Source organism: Thermomonospora cellulosilytica (assembly GCF_014138835.1).
Taxonomy (GTDB): domain Bacteria; phylum Actinomycetota; class Actinomycetes; order Streptosporangiales; family Streptosporangiaceae; genus Thermomonospora; species Thermomonospora amylolytica.
Window position 1 is genome coordinate 6,141,953 of record NZ_JACJII010000001.1, and the last position, 17,435, is coordinate 6,159,387.

General features: G+C 73.5%; 12 protein-coding genes. 5 read left to right on the forward strand and 7 right to left on the reverse strand.

From position 1 onward, the window contains the following. Window positions 1-211: 211 nt before the first annotated feature. From HNR21_RS28965 to hflX, 4 genes are all read right to left on the reverse strand, one after another. Window positions 212-1,168 carry a ComEA family DNA-binding protein gene (locus tag HNR21_RS28965; protein WP_182707671.1) on the reverse strand — a complete coding sequence of 319 codons (957 nt, stop codon included), beginning with the start codon at window positions 1,166-1,168 and terminating at the stop codon, window positions 212-214. A 473-nt stretch (window positions 1,169-1,641) separates the two neighbouring features. Beyond that, on the reverse strand, window positions 1,642-2,490 hold the full coding sequence (locus tag HNR21_RS28970; RefSeq protein ID WP_182707672.1) for a DegV family protein: 849 nt from the start codon (window positions 2,488-2,490) through the stop codon (window positions 1,642-1,644). Window positions 2,491-2,681: 191 nt separating this feature from the next. Continuing rightward, window positions 2,682-3,896, reverse strand: coding sequence for an imidazolonepropionase (gene hutI / locus HNR21_RS28975; protein ID WP_182707673.1), 1,215 nt, complete (start codon window positions 3,894-3,896; stop codon window positions 2,682-2,684). A gap of 617 nt (window positions 3,897-4,513) precedes the next feature. Beyond that, window positions 4,514-5,974, reverse strand: a complete 1,461-nt coding sequence (hflX, locus tag HNR21_RS28980; protein ID WP_119729444.1) for a GTPase HflX — start codon at window positions 5,972-5,974, stop codon at window positions 4,514-4,516. A gap of 285 nt (window positions 5,975-6,259) precedes the next feature. Here hflX and aceB point away from each other — a divergent pair, with 285 nt between their 5' ends. The 5 genes from aceB to HNR21_RS29005 all read left to right on the forward strand — a co-directional run bounded on the left by aceB (window position 6,260) and on the right by HNR21_RS29005 (window position 12,815). Continuing rightward, window positions 6,260-7,867 (forward strand): malate synthase A, encoded by a 1,608-nt coding sequence (aceB, locus tag HNR21_RS28985; protein WP_182707674.1) that lies wholly within the window; start codon window positions 6,260-6,262, stop codon window positions 7,865-7,867. A gap of 204 nt (window positions 7,868-8,071) precedes the next feature. Then, a complete protein-coding gene (locus HNR21_RS28990) occupies window positions 8,072-9,520 on the forward strand; it encodes an FAD-linked oxidase C-terminal domain-containing protein (protein WP_119729442.1) in 1,449 nt (482 codons plus the stop codon). Next, complete coding sequence (locus tag HNR21_RS28995) at window positions 9,520-10,722, forward strand: FAD-binding oxidoreductase (protein ID WP_182707675.1); 1,203 nt, start codon at window positions 9,520-9,522, stop codon at window positions 10,720-10,722. Before HNR21_RS28990 ends, HNR21_RS28995 begins: the two co-directional genes overlap by 1 nt. Before the next feature lies 1 nt (window position 10,723). Continuing rightward, window positions 10,724-11,998: a (Fe-S)-binding protein gene (locus HNR21_RS29000; protein WP_182707676.1), complete on the forward strand. Its 1,275-nt coding sequence runs from the start codon at window positions 10,724-10,726 to the stop codon at window positions 11,996-11,998. 115 nt (window positions 11,999-12,113) lie between these two features. Next, window positions 12,114-12,815: a hypothetical protein gene (locus tag HNR21_RS29005; protein ID WP_182707677.1), complete on the forward strand. Its 702-nt coding sequence runs from the start codon at window positions 12,114-12,116 to the stop codon at window positions 12,813-12,815. Between the two features lie 22 nt (window positions 12,816-12,837). Here the strand turns inward: HNR21_RS29005 and HNR21_RS29010 are convergent, their stop codons facing one another. From HNR21_RS29010 to HNR21_RS29020, 3 genes are read right to left on the reverse strand one after another with little or no spacing between them, the layout of a single operon-like run. Then, a complete protein-coding gene (locus HNR21_RS29010; RefSeq protein ID WP_182707678.1) occupies window positions 12,838-14,526 on the reverse strand; it encodes an ABC transporter family substrate-binding protein in 1,689 nt (562 codons plus the stop codon). Beyond that, complete coding sequence (locus HNR21_RS29015) at window positions 14,523-16,574, reverse strand: dipeptide ABC transporter ATP-binding protein (protein ID WP_182707679.1); 2,052 nt, start codon at window positions 16,572-16,574, stop codon at window positions 14,523-14,525. The genes HNR21_RS29010 and HNR21_RS29015 overlap by 4 nt, the downstream gene beginning before the upstream one ends. Next, window positions 16,571-17,422 (reverse strand): ABC transporter permease, encoded by an 852-nt coding sequence (locus HNR21_RS29020; protein WP_182708888.1) that lies wholly within the window; start codon window positions 17,420-17,422, stop codon window positions 16,571-16,573. Before HNR21_RS29020 ends, HNR21_RS29015 begins: the two co-directional genes overlap by 4 nt. Between the last annotated feature and the right edge of the window lie 13 nt (window positions 17,423-17,435).

Here is a 17,435-nt window from a genome sequence, read left to right on the forward strand (position 1 = left end):
CCATACGGCCCTCCGCATCAGGCCCACCGCCGCACAGCCCCGAAGTCCGCCTCGCATCCATGCGGCCCGAGCGTTCGACGTGACCGAAGAACGCGAGGCGGCAACGCCGCGACCTCACGGGATCCGGAGCGACCATGCGCCCCGGCAATGGCACCGCCTGACCGGCGTCACCCCACGACAGCGTCGAACCGCCGAATCGTTGGGGTCTCGTTCATACGCGTACGAGGTCTTTGAGTTCGGCGTATCGGCGTTCGCCTATGCCGGTCACTTCCTGCAGTTGCTCGACCGAGCGGAAGCCGCCGTTCCGGGTGCGGTATTCGACGATGCGCTGGGCGAGGACCGGGCCCACGCCGGGGAGGGCGTCGAACTGCTCGACGGTGGCGGTGTTCAGGTCGAGGGGTTGACCGGGCGCGGGGACGCCGGAGGTGCCGGGTGGTGCGGCTCCTGGTTGGGGGGCGGCGGGGACGCCCACCGCGATCTGCTCGCCGTCGACCACGCGACGGGCGAGGTTGAGGGAGCCCGTTCCCGCTCCGGGGCGCAGTCCTCCGGCGGCCCGGATGGCGTCCGCGACTCGAGCGCCGGCGGGGAGGGTGACCACGCCGGGTCTTCGCACCTTGCCTGCGACGTGAACGGTGACGCCGGCGGGTGTGGGTCCGGCGAGGGCGGTCGATGATGCCACAGGGGTCATGGGGGTCGGGGCGATGACATCGGCCACCGGCTGCGGTCGAGGCCGTGACTGCCAGAGGTAGCCGCCCGCGATCAGGGCGGCGACGAGGCCGACCACGGCAAGGGCTCTGGCACCCGGCTGACCGGGGTTCAGCCGTCCCAGCCGTTCGCCCAGCAGGTCCGCCATCCGGCGGCGCCCTGCGAAGCGTTCGCCGCCACCCGCCGCCTTTTCCTGCTCACCTTTCCGCCCGACCCCGGACACCTCTGGGAGGGAATCCTCCACCTCGATCCATGGCGTCTCTTCACGGCCTCCCCCGCTCGGCCCCCTGAAAGAACGCCCATGAGCCGGATCGTCCGTGGCGCCACCCCCAAGATCTCCAGCGAGTCCATTCCCAGAGGGAATGACGACCTCCCGGGCGGTCCGATGCACGGCCTGCGGGATCTCCTCGGCCTCCGACCGCCGTGCGATATCCGAACGGGCCGCCTCGATCGTCGACGGCATGCTCCGTGCATCCGTGGGGCCGCCGTCCGGCCGGTCGGATCCGGGAATCTCCCGGGCGGGGGCGGGCTCGGGGCGTTCTGCGGCGTCTGCCGAAGAGAATGCAGCGCCTGGTGCCGGGGTGGGCGGCCGGGGGTCCGCTGCATCGTCCAGCCACTCGATCAATCGGGCTGTGGCCTCGGTGGTGAGCCGGTCCTCGAGGTGAGGCGGGGCCGGGTGGTCCCGGAATGGCTCTGCCGGTGGGGATGGTCTCGCCTTGGCGGGGTGGCCGGAGGGATGCGGAGCGGGCCGTAAAGAGGCCGAGGACGGACGGGGGTTTGGGAGGAGATTCTCCAGGCGGGACAGGTCAGGGGTCTGGGGGCGGCGGAGAATGCGTCTCATGCGGGCGACGATAGGCACCGGGGCGCGCGGGGAGCAGGGGGCGCGGCGATTGTGGATAACCGGCTCGGGACGGCGGTGATGCCGGGAGAGTGGGGTCAGGGCAGCCTGGGGGCCACGACGACGCCCAGCATGCCGGGGCCCACATGGGCGCCGATGACCGGGCCGACCTCGCCGATGTGGACGTCGCGGACGTGGGGGATGCGTTCACGCAGGTGAGCGGCCAGGGATTCGGCTCGGGAGGCGGCGGCCAGGTGCTGGACGCCGAGGTCCACCTCGCGGTCGCCGGCGGCCTCGGCCGCCAGTTCCGCCATTCTGGCCAGGGCGCGTGAGGCGGTGCGGACCTTGTCCAGCGGGGCGATGCGGCCGTCGACGATGTTGAGCAGCGGCTTGACCATCAGGGCGGAGCCCAGCAGGGTGGCGGCGCCGCCGATCCGGCCGCCGCGGCGGAGGTGCTCGAGGGTGTCGACGTAGAACAGCGAGTGCGACAGTTCGGCGCGCCGCAGGGCCGCGGCCGCCGCCGTGGCGGCGTCTCCCCCGTCGCGGGCCACGGCGGCGGCCGACAGGGCGGCGAATCCCAGGCCCATGCCGATGGTGCCGGTGTCGACGACGTGCACGGGGACCGGAGCGTCCTCGGCGGCCAGGCGGGCGGCCTCCACGGTGCCGGACATGGCGGCCGACAGGTGGACCGACACGATGGCCGAGGCGCCCGCACCGGCGGCCGCCTTGTAGGCGTGGGCGAAGCGTTCGGGGGCGGGCCGTGATGTGGTGACCGGGCGCCATTCCTTCAGCGCCTGGGCGGTCTGGGCGACGGTGAACTCGGTCTCGTCCCGGACTTCACCGCCGACCGCGATCTGCAGCGGAACGGTGATCAGCCCATGCCGTGCCGACAGTTCCGCCGGAAGGTATGCCGACGAATCCGTGACGACCGCGACCGAACTGCCCATGCACGGAGACTACCCCCGGGCCCGCCGATAAAGGTGAAACCAACGTATCGCCGTGTAACGGCATCATGACCACACCGCTACGGACCCGCCCGCCGTGCCGACAAGGCATCGCACGGCCGCGCGGAACGGACGGCGTACGCGGCGCGTCCCGGCCGAGGGCGGGCGCCGCGGGACCGCTCGGGGGCGAGGGGTCAGTGGTTGACGGGGACGCCGCCGCGCCAGACCCGCTGCGCGCGCAGGCCGAAGGCCCAGGCGAAGGCACCCTCGTGGTCGGCGTCCCACAGGACGATGTCGGCGAGCATCCCCGGGGCCAGCGTGCCGCGGTCGCCGACGCGGAGGGCGGCGGCCCCGCCGAGGGTGGCGGCGCGCAGGGCCTCGGTGACGCTGAGGCCGAACATGGCGACCGCCAGCCCGATGACCAGGGGCATCGAGGTGATGCCGCACTGGCCCGGGTTGTGGTCGGTGCCGAGGGCGAGGGTGACGCCGCGGTCGAGCATCTTGCGGACCGGGGCGAGCGGGCGGTCGCTGTTGAGGGCGCTGCCGGGGCAGACCGTGGCGGTGACGCCGGCGTGCGCGAGGGCCTTGATGTCCTCGTCGTTGGCGTGGGTGAGGATGTCGGCGGAGGCGCAGCCGAGCTCGGCGGCGACCTGGGCGGCGCCGGTGCGCTCGTTGGCGCAGGCGTGCATGCGGGCCTTCAGCCCGGCGCGCTTGCCGGCGTACAGCAGGACGCGGGCCTCCTCGGGCGTGAAGTGGCCCTCGTCGCAGTAGACGTCCATGCTGTCGGCGCCCGCCGCGACCGCGTCGCCGGCCCACTGCCGCACCGCCTCGATGTAGTCGCGGCGGCGGCCGAAGTACTCCGGGGGCAGGATGTGGGCGGCCAGGAAGGTGGGGTGGATGCGCGGCATGGCCGGCTCGCTCTCCAGGGAGCGCAGCATCCGGATGTCGGCCAGCTCGCCGTCGCGGGTCAGGTGGTAGCCGGTCTTGGCCTCCACCGTGGTGGTGCCGCTCTCGATCCAGCGGCGCAGCCGTTCCCGCACGCCGTTGCACAGCGTCCAGGGGTCGGTGCCGCGGGTGACGGTGACGGTGGAGTTCACCCCGCCGCCGGCGGCGGCGATCTCCGAGTACGTCGAGCCGCTGGTGCGCATGGCCAGCTCGGCCCACCGGTTGCCGGCGTACACCGGGTGCGCGTGGGCGTCGATCAGGCCGGGGGTGACCAGGCCGCCGCCGAGGTTCTCCACGTGGTCGACGTCGACGATGTCGTCGATGACGCCGGGCACGCTGGAGGGCAGGTCGGCCGCGGGACCGGCCCACACGATGCGGTCGTCGTGGATGAGGATGGCGGCGTTGCCGGCGACGTCGGTACCCGTCCAGAGTCTGCCGATGTTGGTGAGCAGCCGTACCGTCATGGGGTCACCGCCGACCCGGGTACGGCAACGCGGCGCCGCCAGGCGCTGAACCGGACGCCATGCAGTGGGTCACCTGCTCTCGATCGGATCCGCCGACTGGATGCCGGCGGATCACCGCCTGGGTGTGCGGTGATCTGGTGATCACCTGGAGCGACGAGACCGGAGATATCGGTTTCGACACGGTAGTCCACGCGATGCCCGGGCGACAACCTTTCCGGGTGTATCGCGCCCTCGCCGCGCGGGACCGGAAGGAACGCGGCGAGCGGGGCGAACGCGCCGGGAGCGCCCGGGCCGGGACACCCGCCGACCGGTTCTCATGCCCGCCAGTACCGCACATTTTACCCGACTCGCCCGTAGAACCCGACAATTCTCCCACAGAGCGCAGGAAACCGCATAAAATACCTGGACACACAGCGGTGCGCGGCCCTCCCACCCCTCGGTCATTCAGACCGTACGGATTCCTCCGCATCCGTCAAGGCGAATGCCCAAGGTGTAACCATGTGGCGACCGGTATTTCCCCTGACACCGACTGCGTTCACCCTGGAAGTCCCCATGCCGGGGCCGTCGGCGGGCAATTTCGGCGGGGCCGCTCCGCACGGCCCCGCTCGAGGCGGCGATCAGACCTGGGCGGTGGCGTACGCCTCCAGCTCGCCCGCCAGCGCAGCGGGGACCCGGGCGTGCAGCAGGGTGCCCTCGCCGGTGTGCTCCTGGGAGAGCACCTCGCCCAGATCGTGGACGCGGGTCACCAGGTCGCCGCGGTCGTACGGGAGGAGGACGCGCACCTCGCGGTCCAGGCCGGGCAGGTCGGCCTCGATGGCGGCGAGGAGGTCGTCGATGCCGGCGCCGGTGCGGGCCGAGACGACGACGCTGTTCTTCTCCCGCCGCCGCAGCCGGGCGAGGGTGAGCGGGTCGGCGGCGTCGGCCTTGTTGATGACCACCAGTTCGGTCACCCGGTCGGCGCCGATCTCGCGCAGCACCTCGCGGACCGCGTCGATCTGGGCCTCGGGGTCGGCGTCGGAGCCGTCCACCACGTGCAGGATCAGGTCGGCGTCGGCGACCTCCTCCAGGGTGGAGCGGAACGCCTCGACCAGCTGGTGCGGCAGGTGCCGGACGAACCCGACCGTGTCGGCCAGGGTGAACGGGCGGCCGCCGGGCGTGGCGGCCCTGCGCACGGTCGGGTCCAGGGTCGCGAACAGCGCGTCCTCGACCAGGACGCCCGCCCCGGTCAGCCGGTTGAGCAGCGAGGACTTGCCGGCGTTGGTGTACCCGGCGATCGCCACCGACGGGATCCGGTTCTGCCGGCGGGCGCTGCGCATGGTGTCGCGGGCCTTGGACATCTCCGCGATCTGGCGGCGCAGCTTGGCCATCCGGGCGCGGATCCGGCGCCGGTCCAGCTCGATCTTGGTCTCACCGGGGCCGCGGCCGCCGATCCCGACGCCGCCGGCCGCCCGGCCGCCGACCTGGCGGGACAGGTTGCCGCCCCAGCCGCGCAGGCGGGGCAGCAGGTAGTCCAGCTGGGCCAGCTCGACCTGGGCCTTGCCCTCGCGGCTGCGGGCGTGCTGGGCGAAGATGTCCAGGATCAGCGCGGTCCGGTCGATGACCTTGACCTTGACGACCTCCTCCAGATGGCGCAGCTGGCTGGGCGACAGCTCGCCGTCGCAGATGACGGTGTCGGCGCCGGTGGCGCGGACGATCTCGGCCAGCTCGTCGGCCTTGCCGGAGCCGATGTAGGTGGCCACGTCGGGCCTGCCGCGGCGCTGGATCAGTCCCTCCAGCACCTGGGAGCCGGCGGTCTCGGCGAGCGCGGCCAGCTCGCGCAGCGACGCCTCGGCCTGCTCGGCGGTGCCCTCGGTCCACACCCCGACCAGCACCACGCGTTCCAGCCGCAGCGCCCGGTACTCGACCTCGGTGATGTCGGTCAGCTCGGTGGACAGCCCGGCGACGCGGCGCAGCGCCTGGCGGTCGGCCAGGTCGAGCTCTCCGGTGAGCGGCTCGTCCTCGGCGAACCGGTCCTCGGCGGTCAGGTCGGCGGCGTCCTCGCGGCGGACCTGCGGGTCTTCAAAGAAGGCAGAAGTCATACGTCCTCTAGCAACGCCGTGCGGCGACCGGTTCTTCCCGACGATCGTGCCACGCCGCGGTCCCCGTGGCCATGTGTTTTCTCCCCGTTCCGGCCCGGCTCACCCGGGCGTCGCGGCATCCCGCCGCAGCCGAGTTAGAGGAGGTGGCGACGCGGTATGAGGCTCAGCGGACCCGGCGGAAGGGCGGCGGGCACAGGGTGGGGGGCCGCTTTGACCCGGATGAGAACCGGCGAGTAGCGTTCCACTACACAGAAGTTGGTTTTCACGATACGAAAGGGAAGGCAGATGGCTGCACCCGAAGGCGTGGAGGTCACCGGCCCCCTCCACGAGCGGTACGACGAGATCCTGACGCCCGAGGCGCTGTCCTTCCTGGCCACCCTGCAGCGCGAGTTCGGGGCGCGGCGCAAGGAGCTGCTGGCCGCCCGCGCCGAGCGGGAGAGGAAGCTGGCCGCCGGGGGCACCCTGGACTTCCTGCCGGAGACCGCGGGGGTCCGTTCCGACGACTCCTGGCGGGTGGCCGAGCCGGCGCCCGGGCTGGAGGACCGGCGGGTGGAGATCACCGGCCCCACCGACCGGAAGATGACGATCAACGCCCTGAACTCCGGCGCCAAGGTCTGGCTGGCCGACTTCGAGGACGCCAACACCCCGCTGTGGGAGAACATGATCGGGGGCCAGCTCAACCTGCGCGACGCCCTCGACCGCACGATCGACTTCACCGACCCCAAGACCGGCAAGTCCTACGCGCTCAAGGCCGACGAGGAGCTGGCCACCATCGTGGTCCGCCCGCGCGGCTGGCACATGGAGGAGAAGCACGTCCTGGTCGACGGGCAGCCGATGTCCGGCTCGCTGTTCGACTTCGGGCTGTACTTCTTCCACTGCGCGCGCCGGCAGCTCGCCAAGGGCAGGGGCCCGTACTTCTACCTGCCCAAGATGGAGAGCCACCTGGAGGCCCGCCTCTGGAACGACGCCTTCAACCTGGCGCAGGACACCCTGGAGATCCCGCGCGGCACCATCCGCGCCACCGTGCTGATCGAGACCATCCCGGCCGCGTTCGAGATGGAGGAGATCCTCTACGAGCTGCGCGACCACTCCGCCGGGCTGAACGCCGGCCGCTGGGACTACCTGTTCTCGGTGATCAAGAAGTTCCGCTCCCGGGGCGCGGAGTTCGTGCTGCCCGAGCGGAACGCGATCACCATGACCGCGCCGTTCATGCGGGCCTACACCGAACTGCTGGTGCGCACCTGCCACAAGCGCGGCGCGCACGCCATCGGCGGCATGGCCGCGTTCATCCCGTCCCGCAAGGACCCCGAGGTCAACAAGAACGCCCTGGAGAAGGTGCGGGCCGACAAGACCCGTGAGGCCAACGACGGGTTCGACGGCTCCTGGGTCGCCCACCCGGACCTGGTCCCGGTGTGCCGCGAGGTCTTCGACGGCGTGCTCGGCGACAAGCCCAACCAGCGCGACCGGCTCCGCGAGGACGTCCAGGTCTCGGCCGCCGACCTGCTCGCCGTGGACAAGACCCCCGGCGAGATCACCGAGGCCGGCCTGCGCAACAACATCGACGTGGCGCTCCGCTACCTGGCCACCTGGCTGGGCGGGAACGGCGCGGTCGCCATCCACAACCTGATGGAGGACGCCGCCACCGCCGAGATCTCCCGCTCCCAGGTGTGGCAGTGGATCTACAACGGCGTCACCCTCAAGGAGGGCCAGCAGGTCACCAAGGAGCTCGTCGGGCAGATCATGGACGAGGAGCTCGCCACGATCCGCGCCGAGCTGGGCCAGGCCTACGACGAGCCCCGCTACAACCAGGCCGTCGCCCTCTTCAAGGAGGTCACCCTGGCCGACGAGTACGCCGAGTTCCTCACCACCCCCGCCTACGAGCGCATGCCCTGATTCATTGCGCTCGCTCCGCTCGCGGTGGCCCTGAGCGCCTTCGGGTGCAGGGCCACCGCGAGGCGGGTGCAAGGACGCGGGATGGTGGGTCGGCAGGGCTTGGGACGAAGAGGGACGGAGTTACCGTTAGCGGGTAGGCGGCGCGACGAAGGGCACCGAGCGGCGGTTGTCCCCTGGTGGGCAGGGTTCGACGGGAGCGGAGCTATGGGGTTGGCGGCGTTGGCCCGGCGGTTCGCCGAGGTGCTCGGGGATGAGCGGGTCATCACCGATCCGGTGCGGTTGCGGACGTACGAGTGCGACGGGCTGACGCATCACCGGGCGACTCCGGGGGTCGTGGTGCTGCCGGACACGGCCGAGCAGATCGCGGCGGTGGTGCGGGAGTGCGCGGCGGCGGGGGTGCCGTACGTGGCGCGCGGGTCCGGGACGGGGTTGTCCGGAGGGGCGCTGCCGCGGACGGACGGGGTGCTGATCGTGACGGCGCGGATGCGGCGGATCCTGGAGATCGACCCCGACAACCAGCGGGCCGTGGTGGAGCCGGGAGTGATCAACCTGGAGCTGACGCGGGCGGCCCGGCCGTACGGGTACTACTTCGCGCCGGACCCCTCCAGCCAGCAGATCTGCTCGATCGGCGGGAACGTGGCGGAGAACTCCGGCGGGGCGCACTGCCTGAAGTACGGGTTCACCGCGCACCATGTGCTGGCCTGCGAGATCGTCACCCCGGACGGGGAGATCACCACGATCTCGCGCGGGGACGGGGGCTATGACCTGCTCGGCGCGTTCGTCGGGTCGGAGGGCACGCTCGGCATCACCACCAAGATCACGGTGCGGCTGACCCGGGTGCCCGAGACCGTGCAGACGCTGCTGGCGGCGTTCGAGACGATCGAGGCGGGCGGGGCCGCGGTGTCGGCGATCATCGGCGCCGGGGTGGTGCCGGCCGCGATCGAGATGATGGACGCGTTGTCGATCGAGGCCGCCGAGGCGGCGGTGGCCTGCGGATACCCGCCGGGCGCCGGGGCGGTGCTGATCGTGGAGCTGGACGGGCCGGCGGCCGAGGTGGAACGGGAGTTCGCCGAGGTGCAGCGGATGTGCCGCCAGGCGGGCGCGTTCGAGATCCGGATCGCCGCCGACGACGCCGAACGCGGCCTGATCTGGCGGGGGCGCAAGTCGGCGTTCGCCGCGGTCGGCCGGATCAGCCCCGCCTATCTGGTGCAGGACGGGGTGATCCCGCGGACGGCGCTGCCGCAGGTGCTGGCGCGCATCGACGACCTGTCCCGCGAGTCGGGGGTGCGGGTCGCCAACGTCTTCCACGCCGGGGACGGCAACCTGCATCCGCTGGTGCTGTTCGACGACTCCGAGCCGGGGGCGGGCGAGCGCGCCGAGGAGGTCTCCGGCCGGATCCTCGACCTGTGCATCGAGCACGGCGGGTCGATCACCGGGGAGCACGGGGTGGGCGTCGACAAGACCAAGCACATGCCCCGGATGTTCACCGAGGCCGACCTGGACACGATGCAGATGGTGCGGTGCGCGTTCGACCCGGCCGGGGTGTGCAACCCCGGCAAGGTCTTCCCCACGCCCAGGCTGTGCGGCGAGGTCCCGGGGGTCCGCAAGGAGCCCCACCCGCTGGTGCGGGACGGAAAGGCGGAGCTGTTCTGATGGGCGACGTGCTGGAGGCCCTCGGCCGGGTCTGCGACGACGTCCGGGAGGGACTGCCCGAGGAGGGCGTGCTCGGGGTCGTGCCCTCGGTCGTCGCCGCGCCCCGCACGGTCGAGGAGGCGAGCGCGGTCATGCGGGTGGCCGCCGAACGGGACCTGGCGGTGGTCCCGCGCGGCAACGAGACCCGGCTGGACTGGGGCATGCCCCCGACCCGCTGCGACCTGCTGGTGGACACCGCCCGGCTGGACCGGGTGATCGAGTACGCGGCCGGCGACCTGGTGGTCAAGGTGGAGGCCGGGCTGACCCTGGAACGGCTGGCCGAGGTGCTGGCCGCCCGCGGGCAGCGGCTGGCGCTGGACCGCCCGCTGCCCGGATCGACGGTGGGCGGCACCCTCGCCACGGCGGCGGGCGGCCCGCTGCGCCTGCTGTACGGGGCGGCCCGCGACCTGCTGATCGGCGTCACGATGATCCGGGCGGACGGCCAGATCGCCAAGGCGGGCGGCAAGGTCGTCAAGAACGTCGCCGGATACGACCTGGGCAAGCTGCTCACCGGGTCGTTCGGCACCCTGGGCCTGATCGTGGAGGCGGCGTTCCGGCTGCATCCGCTGCCGCAGGCCCGCGCGTACGTCACCGGCCGCGTCGGGAACGCGGAGCGGGCCGGGCAGGCGGTGCGGAACGTCCTGCACTCCCACCACGTGGCCGCCGCGATCGAGATCGACATGACGGCCGGCGGTCCCGTCACCGTCGGAGTCCTGGTCGAGGGCGTTCCGGAGGGCGTCGCGGCACGGGCCGAGGCCGTGGCCGGGCTGATCGGCCCCGGCGCGGAGATCGCCGACACTGCACCTGGGTGGTGGGGCGCGTACCCGGACGGCAGCACGCTGATCGAGGTCACCGCGCTGCCTGCCGCGCTCCCCCGGATCGCCGACGCGCTCGGCGCGGTCCCCGGGGCGCGGCTGCGCGGCTCGGCGGGCCTGGGCGGCCTGCACGTCGGCCTGGACACCACCGATCCCGCCCCGGTCAAGGCGCTGCTCGACGCCCTGCGCGCGGTGAGCACCGCCGTGGTCCGGTACGCCCCGCAGGCGGTCCGGGACGAGGTCGACCTGTGGGGGCCGGTCCCGGCGCTGACGCTGATGCGCCGGGTCAAGGACCAGTTCGACCCCGGGCACCGCCTGAGCCCCGGCCGCTTCGTGGGAGGCATCTGAGATGGCGTCCGAAGAGCTGCGTCCGCTGATCGACGACTGCGTGCACTGCGGGTTCTGCCTGCCCACCTGCCCGACGTACGTGCTGTGGGGCGAGGAGATGGACTCCCCGCGCGGCCGGATCCACCTGATGGGCCAGCATGTGGAGGGCGAGCCGCTGGGCCCGCCGATGGTCGAGCACTTCGACCGGTGCCTGGGCTGCATGGCGTGCGTGACGGCGTGCCCGTCCGGGGTGCAGTACGACCGGCTGATCGAGCTCACCCGCGCCGAGGTGGAGCGGGAGCATCCGCGGACGGTCAAGGACCGGGCGATCCGCGAGCTGATCTTCCGGCTGTTCCCGTACCCGCGCAGGCTGCACGCGCTGCGCGGACCCCTGCGGCTCTACCAGCGCAGCGGGCTGGACCGGCTGGTCCGGCGCACCGGCGTGCTGGAGCGCCTGTCCCCCACCCTGGCGGCGATGGAACGGCTCGCCCCTCCCCTCGGCCCCGCCCGGCGGCTGCCGGAACGGGTCGCCGCGCGGGGCGGCCACCGGGCCACGGTGGGCATGCTGACCGGCTGCGTGCAGCGGGAGTTCTTCCCCGGCGTGAACGCCGCCACCGCCCGGGTGCTGGCGCTGGAGGGCTGCGATGTGGTGATCCCCCGCGACCAGGGGTGCTGCGGCGCCCTGTCGGTGCACGCGGGCCGCGAGGAGGAGGGCCGGGAGTTCGCGCGCCGCACCATCGCCGCGTTCGAGGGCGTGGACGTGGTGGTGGTGAACGCGGCGGGCTGCGGCTCGGCGATGAAGGAGTACCGCAGGCTGCTGGCCGACGACCCGGTGTGGTCCGGGCGGGCCGAGGCGGTCGGCGCCAAGACCCGTGACCTGGCCGAGTTCCTGGTGGAGCTGGGACCGCGGGCCGAGCGGCATCCGCTGCCGGTCACGGTCGCCTACCACGACGCCTGCCACCTGTCCCACGCCCAGGGCATCCGTTCCCAGCCGCGCGCGCTGCTGGCCCAGATCCCCGAGCTGACGGTCAGGGAGATCGCCGACCCCGACATCTGCTGCGGGTCGGCCGGCACCTACAACCTGCTGCAGCCCGAGGCTGCCGCGGAGCTGGGCGACCGCAAGGCGGCGAACGTCTCCGGCACCAGGGCCGAGCTGCTGGTCGCCGCCAACCCGGGCTGCTCGATGCAGATCGCCACCGCGCTGCGCCGCCGGGGCGAGGAGATCGCCGTGGCGCACACCGCCGAGGTGCTGGACGCCTCGCTGCGCGGGCTGGGACGGTCCGCGTTCCGTCTATAACGGTCTGTCCGATATCGTCTACCACCATCATCTATCGCCTCCGGTGCACCGCCGGGGCGGATCCCCCAGAACACGGGCGTCACGACCTGACGCGTCCACGGACCAGGAACCTCCGATGTCACGAAGCCACCGCTCGCACCGCCGCCGCCGCAAGAAGAGCAACGCCGGGAAGATCGGCCTGGCCGGGGTGCTCACCGGAGTCCTGGGCGCCGGGGCCATCGTGGTCGGCTACGTGGCGCTGCGCCCGGAGCCCGGGGAGGACGCCCAGGCCCGCCCGCAGAAGGCCGTGCAGGACGGGTCCATCACCGCCGCGCCCTCCCCCACGACCGGACCGGCGCTGAGCGTCACCACCCCCGAGGGCTACACCTACTCGCTGGGCGCGGTCCGGACCGGCGCGGAGGACCGGCCGCTGTCGCGGAGCACTCCCCCGCCGTCCGGGCAGACCTACGCCTACGGCGAGTACGTGCTGACCAACACCATGCAGCAGCCGATCCTCCTGGACTTCCCGGCCGACCTGTACCTGTCCCGCGAGTACGTCCCCGACGAACTGCAGGACCGGTGCGCGCCGCAGCCCGGCGTCCCCGACGACCTGTGCACGCCGCCCACCCACAGCGAGGTCGTGGCGCGGCTGAACGGCTCCGAGCCCCCGATCGACGAGAACGGCGACAAGCTCATGCCGCCCGGGGCGTCGTACCTGGTGCGGATCGCCACCGAGGCGCCGCTGGAGGCGGGGATCGCCGACGGCACGGTCCGGCTGTACGTGTGGCACGCCCGCTTCACCGCCGACCGCAAGGGCATCGAGGTGCGGCTGCCCTGATCACCGGCTGACCGCACCCCGGTCAGCGGCCGGTCCGCGCCACGAACCCGATGTCCTCGTACGCCAGGTCGTAGAAGCCGCGAGCGCCGAAGTTGGCCAGGTCGGCGCGGACCGCCAGCAGTTGCGGACGCTGGTAGAGGGGCAGCACCGCGGCCTGCTCCCACGCCAGCCGGTCGGCCTCGTTGATCAGGTCGCGGGCCCTGGCGGGGTCGAGCTCGGCGGCGGCGCGGTCCATCGCGCGGTCCAGCTCGGCCGACCCGGTCCGCGAGTAGTTCTGCTGGATGTTGCCGCCCCTCGGCCGGGCGAACACCGCCCGGTTGGAGGAGACCGGGAACGGGGTGCCCAGCCAGGAGAACGGCACGACGTCGAAGTTCCCCGGCAGCACGTACCCGTCGAACAGGTCGTCGGTCGGCACCGGCACGATGTCGACCCGCACCCCGATCCGCGCCAGCATGGCCTGCACCAGCTCGCCCTCGCGCTTGCTGATCTGCTGGGTGGCGGGGACCACGAACCGCAGGCTCAGGGTGCGGCCGTCGCGGACCCGGTACCGCCCCGACCGCCGCCAGCCCGCCGCGTCCAGCAGCCGCTGCGCCCGGGCCGGGTCGTAGCGGCCGACCTGCCCGGAGTTGTCCCGGTACCCGGCCTGGGTGTGCATGAAGAAGTGGTTGCCGAGCACCTGGATCGGCCAGTCCAGGTCCTTCAGGTCGGCCTCGGCCAGCGCCCGCCGGTCGATCCCCGCCATGATCGCCTGCCTGACCCGCACGTCCGCCAGCGCCGGGCTCGCCGCGTTGAACGTCAGATGCCGCCAGTCCGGTCCGGCCGCGCGGCGGATCACCGTCCCCTCCACCGCCAGCGCCCGCCGGTAGGCGTTGGCGTCGCCCCCGGCGTCCAGCACGTCCACCTCCCCGTTGGCGAACGCCCCGGGCGCGGCGCCGGGGTCCATCACCCGGAACACGATGCGGTCCAGCAGGGCCGGCCGCCCCCACCAGCGCGGGTCGCGGGCGATGGTGACGGTCTTGGCGGTCCGGTCGACCGACTCCACCCGGAACGGCCCGGCGCCGACCGGCAGCCTGTTCAGCCAGCCCTCGTTGAAGGTGCGGGGGTCGTCGCAGGTGTCCGCCGGGTACAGCGGGTTGAACAGCGACCGCCAGTCGGCGAACGGCCGGGCGAACGTCACCACCGCCTGCCGGTCGTGGCGGCCCCGTTCGACCTTGGCGATCCGGTCGTAGCCGGTGACCGCGGCGACCCGGTACCGCTGGTCGCGGCCGGACAGGGCGCGGGCCTGGGCGGCGAAGTCCCGGTAGGTGATGGGGGTGCCGTCCGACCACCGGGCCCGCGGGTCGATGGTGTAGGTGACCACCTGGCGGGGCCTGGTGACGACCTTCACCTCGTCGAGGTACTCGGGGACGGGGCGGGAGATCCCCTTCTCGTCGGACCGCATCAGGTACGGCATGACGCCCTGGAGCACCTCGTTCACCACGCCCTTGGACCCCTGGACGTGATGGAAGTTCCACTGGACCGGGAACTCGGGCATCGGCCAGCGCAGGATCCCGCCGGCGCGCAGCCGTTCGCGGGGCATCGGGTTGATGTCGTAGGCGGGCAGCGCGGACATGTCGCCGGGAATCTCCGGCCCCTGCGGGCGGTGCGCGGTGCATCCGGCCGCGGCGAGCGGCACGGCGAGCAGGAGCAGGGACGCGAGCAGTGATCTCATGGGCTGGTCGTCTCCGGATAGTGGCAGGCCGCGTACCGGCCGGCGGCCACCTCCACCGGCCGGGGGTCCTCCTCCTCGCAGCGCCGCGCCCGGCCGGGCTCCAGGACCGGGTAGCGGGGGCAGCGGGGTCGGAACCGGCAGCCGGGCGGCGGGTCGGCCGGATCTGGCGGGTCTCCGGGCAGCACCACCCGGGGGCGGCGCCGTGCGCGCGGAGGGTCGGGCACCGGGACCGCCGACAGCAGCGCCCGGGTGTAGGGGTGGGCGGGGTCCTGGTAGACCCGCCGCACGTCGCCGAGCTCCACGATCCGCCCCAGGTACATCACCGCGATCCGGTCGGCGACGTGCCGCGCGACGGCCAGGTCGTGGGTCACCAGCAGGTACGCCAGGCCGAGCCGGTCCTGCAGGCGGGTCAGCAGGTTGCAGATCCCGGCCTGCACGGAGACGTCCAGGGCGGAGACCGGCTCGTCCAGCAGCAGCAGCCGGGGCCGCAGCGCCAGCGCCCGGGCGATGGCGACCCGCTGCCGCTGCCCGCCCGACAGGGCGCCGGGGTGGCGCCACGCCAGCTCCGGGGAGAGCCCGACCATCGCCAGCAGCTCGCGGACCGGTCCGGCGACCTCGCGGCGGCGGTGACCGTGGGCGATGAGCGGCTCGGCGACGATCTCGGCGACCCGCATCCGGGGGTCCAGCGACGCCTGCGGATCCTGGAACACCACCTGCACGTCGCGGCGCAGCGCCCGGCGGGCCGACCGGTCCAGGGTCGCGGTGTCCCGCCCGAGCACGGTGATCCGCCCGGCCTGGGGGGCGCGCAGCCGCAGGATCTCCATCAGCGTGCTGGTCTTGCCGCTGCCGGACTCGCCGACCAGGGCCAGGGTCTGGCCCCGGCGGACGTCGAAGTCGACGCCGTCGACCGCGCGCACCGTGCCGTCGCGGCGGCGCAGCGGCCCTCCCCCCCGCCGCGCGTGGTGGCGGACCAGCCCGGCGACGTCCAGCACGACCGGCCGTTCGACGTGGTCGCGGACCGGTTCCGGGCCGGGGTCGGGCGGCGGGTAGACGGCCGCCGGGTCGGTGACGTCCTGCAGGCAGGCGACGGCATGGCCGCCGTCGCCCGGCACCGGCCGCAGCTGCGGTTCCTCGCTCGCGCAGCGCGGCCCGGCCATCGGGCAGCGCGGGGCGAACGAGCAGCCGGGGCCGGGCCGCTGCGGCGGGACGCCGTCGATCGGCACCAGCACGGGCCTGCGGGCGGCGGGCACCGGCGGGCCGAACGGCCGCCGGCCGTCCAGGCGGGGCACCGACTGCAGCAGCCCGATCGTGTACGGCATCCGCGGCCGGGCGTACACCTCGTCGATCGGCCCGGTCTCGACGGGGCGGCCGGCGTACACGACGGTGACCCGGTCGGCGATCTCGGCCGCCACCCCCAGATCGTGGGTGATCAGCACGATCGCCGCGCCGGTCGCCTCCCCGGCGGTCCGTAACACCTGCATCACCTGGGCCTGGACGGTGCCGTCCAGGGCGGCGGTGGGCTCGTCGGCGACGATCACCGCCGGGTCGTTGGCGACCGCCATGGCGATCATGACGCGCTGCCGCATCCCGCCCGACAGCTCGTGCGGGTAGGCGCGGGCGCGGCGGGCCGGGTCGGGGATCCCCACCAGCTCCAGCAGCTCCGCCGCGCGGGCGCGGGCGGCGGCCCGGGAGACGCCCTGGTGGACGCGGACCGTCTCGGCGATCTGGTCGCCCACCGTGCGCACGGGGGTCAGCGCCGACATCGGGTCGGCGAACACCATGGCGATGTCCCGGCCGCGCACCCGGGCCAGTTCGGCGTCGGAGCGGCCGACCAGCTCCCGCCCGTGCAGCCGGACCGAGCCGGTGACCTCGGTGCCGGGCGGCAGCAGGCCGAGCAGGGCCAGGGCAGTGGTGGTCTTGCCGCAGCCGGACTCGCCGACGACCGCGTGCACCTCGCCGCGGCCGACGGTCAGGCGCATCCCGCGCACGGCGGGGGCCGTGGCGTTCCGGAAGGTCACCCGGAGGTCGGCGACCCGCAGCACCGTCACCGCACGCCGCCCCCTCCGGCCGGGTCCAGGGCGTCGCGCAGCCCGTCGCCCACCAGGTTGACCGCCAGCACCAGCAGCACCAGCAGTCCCGCGGCGAACCCGAACAGCCAGGGGAAGGTGGTGGCCGCGGCGGCGCCCTCGGCGATCACGGTGCCCAGCGAGCTGTCGGGCGGATGCACCCCGAACCCGAAGTACGACAGCCCGCTCTCGGCGATGACGGCCACGCTGACGTGCAGGGTCCCGTCGATGATCAGCAGCGAGCCCAGGTTGGGCAGCACGTGCCGGGCCAGCACGCGCGCCGGGGAGACGCCCATGCACCGGGCGGCCAGCACGAACTCGCGCTCCTTCAGCGAGATCGTCGTCTGCCGCACCATCCGCGCGGTGACCATCCACATGAACGCGGCCAGCACCAGCACCAGCAGCGGCCAGGCCGATCCCAGCGCCGGGTCGAGCACCGCCAGCACCAGGAACGCCGGCAGCACCAGCAGCAGGTCGGCCGCCCACATCAGCACCCGGTCCGCCCAGCCCCCGGCGTATCCGGCGACCATGCCGACCAGCGCGGCCAGCCCGGTCGACAGCACCGCCACGGACAGCCCGATGAGCAGCGACTTCTGCATGCCGCGCAGGGTGAGCGCGAAGACGTCCCGGCCGCTGGCGGTGGTGCCGAACCAGTGCTCGGCCGAGGGCGGCTCGCGCAGCGCGGTGAAGTCGGTCTGCTGCCAGTCCCACCGGGCCAGCTGCGGCCCGGCGAACGCCAGCAGGAACAGCGCGGCCAGCAGCGCCAGGCCGAGCACCGCGCGGGGCTGCGCCAGCAGCCGGCGGGCCAGCGCGGAGCCCCGGGCGGGCATCGCCTCCAGCGGG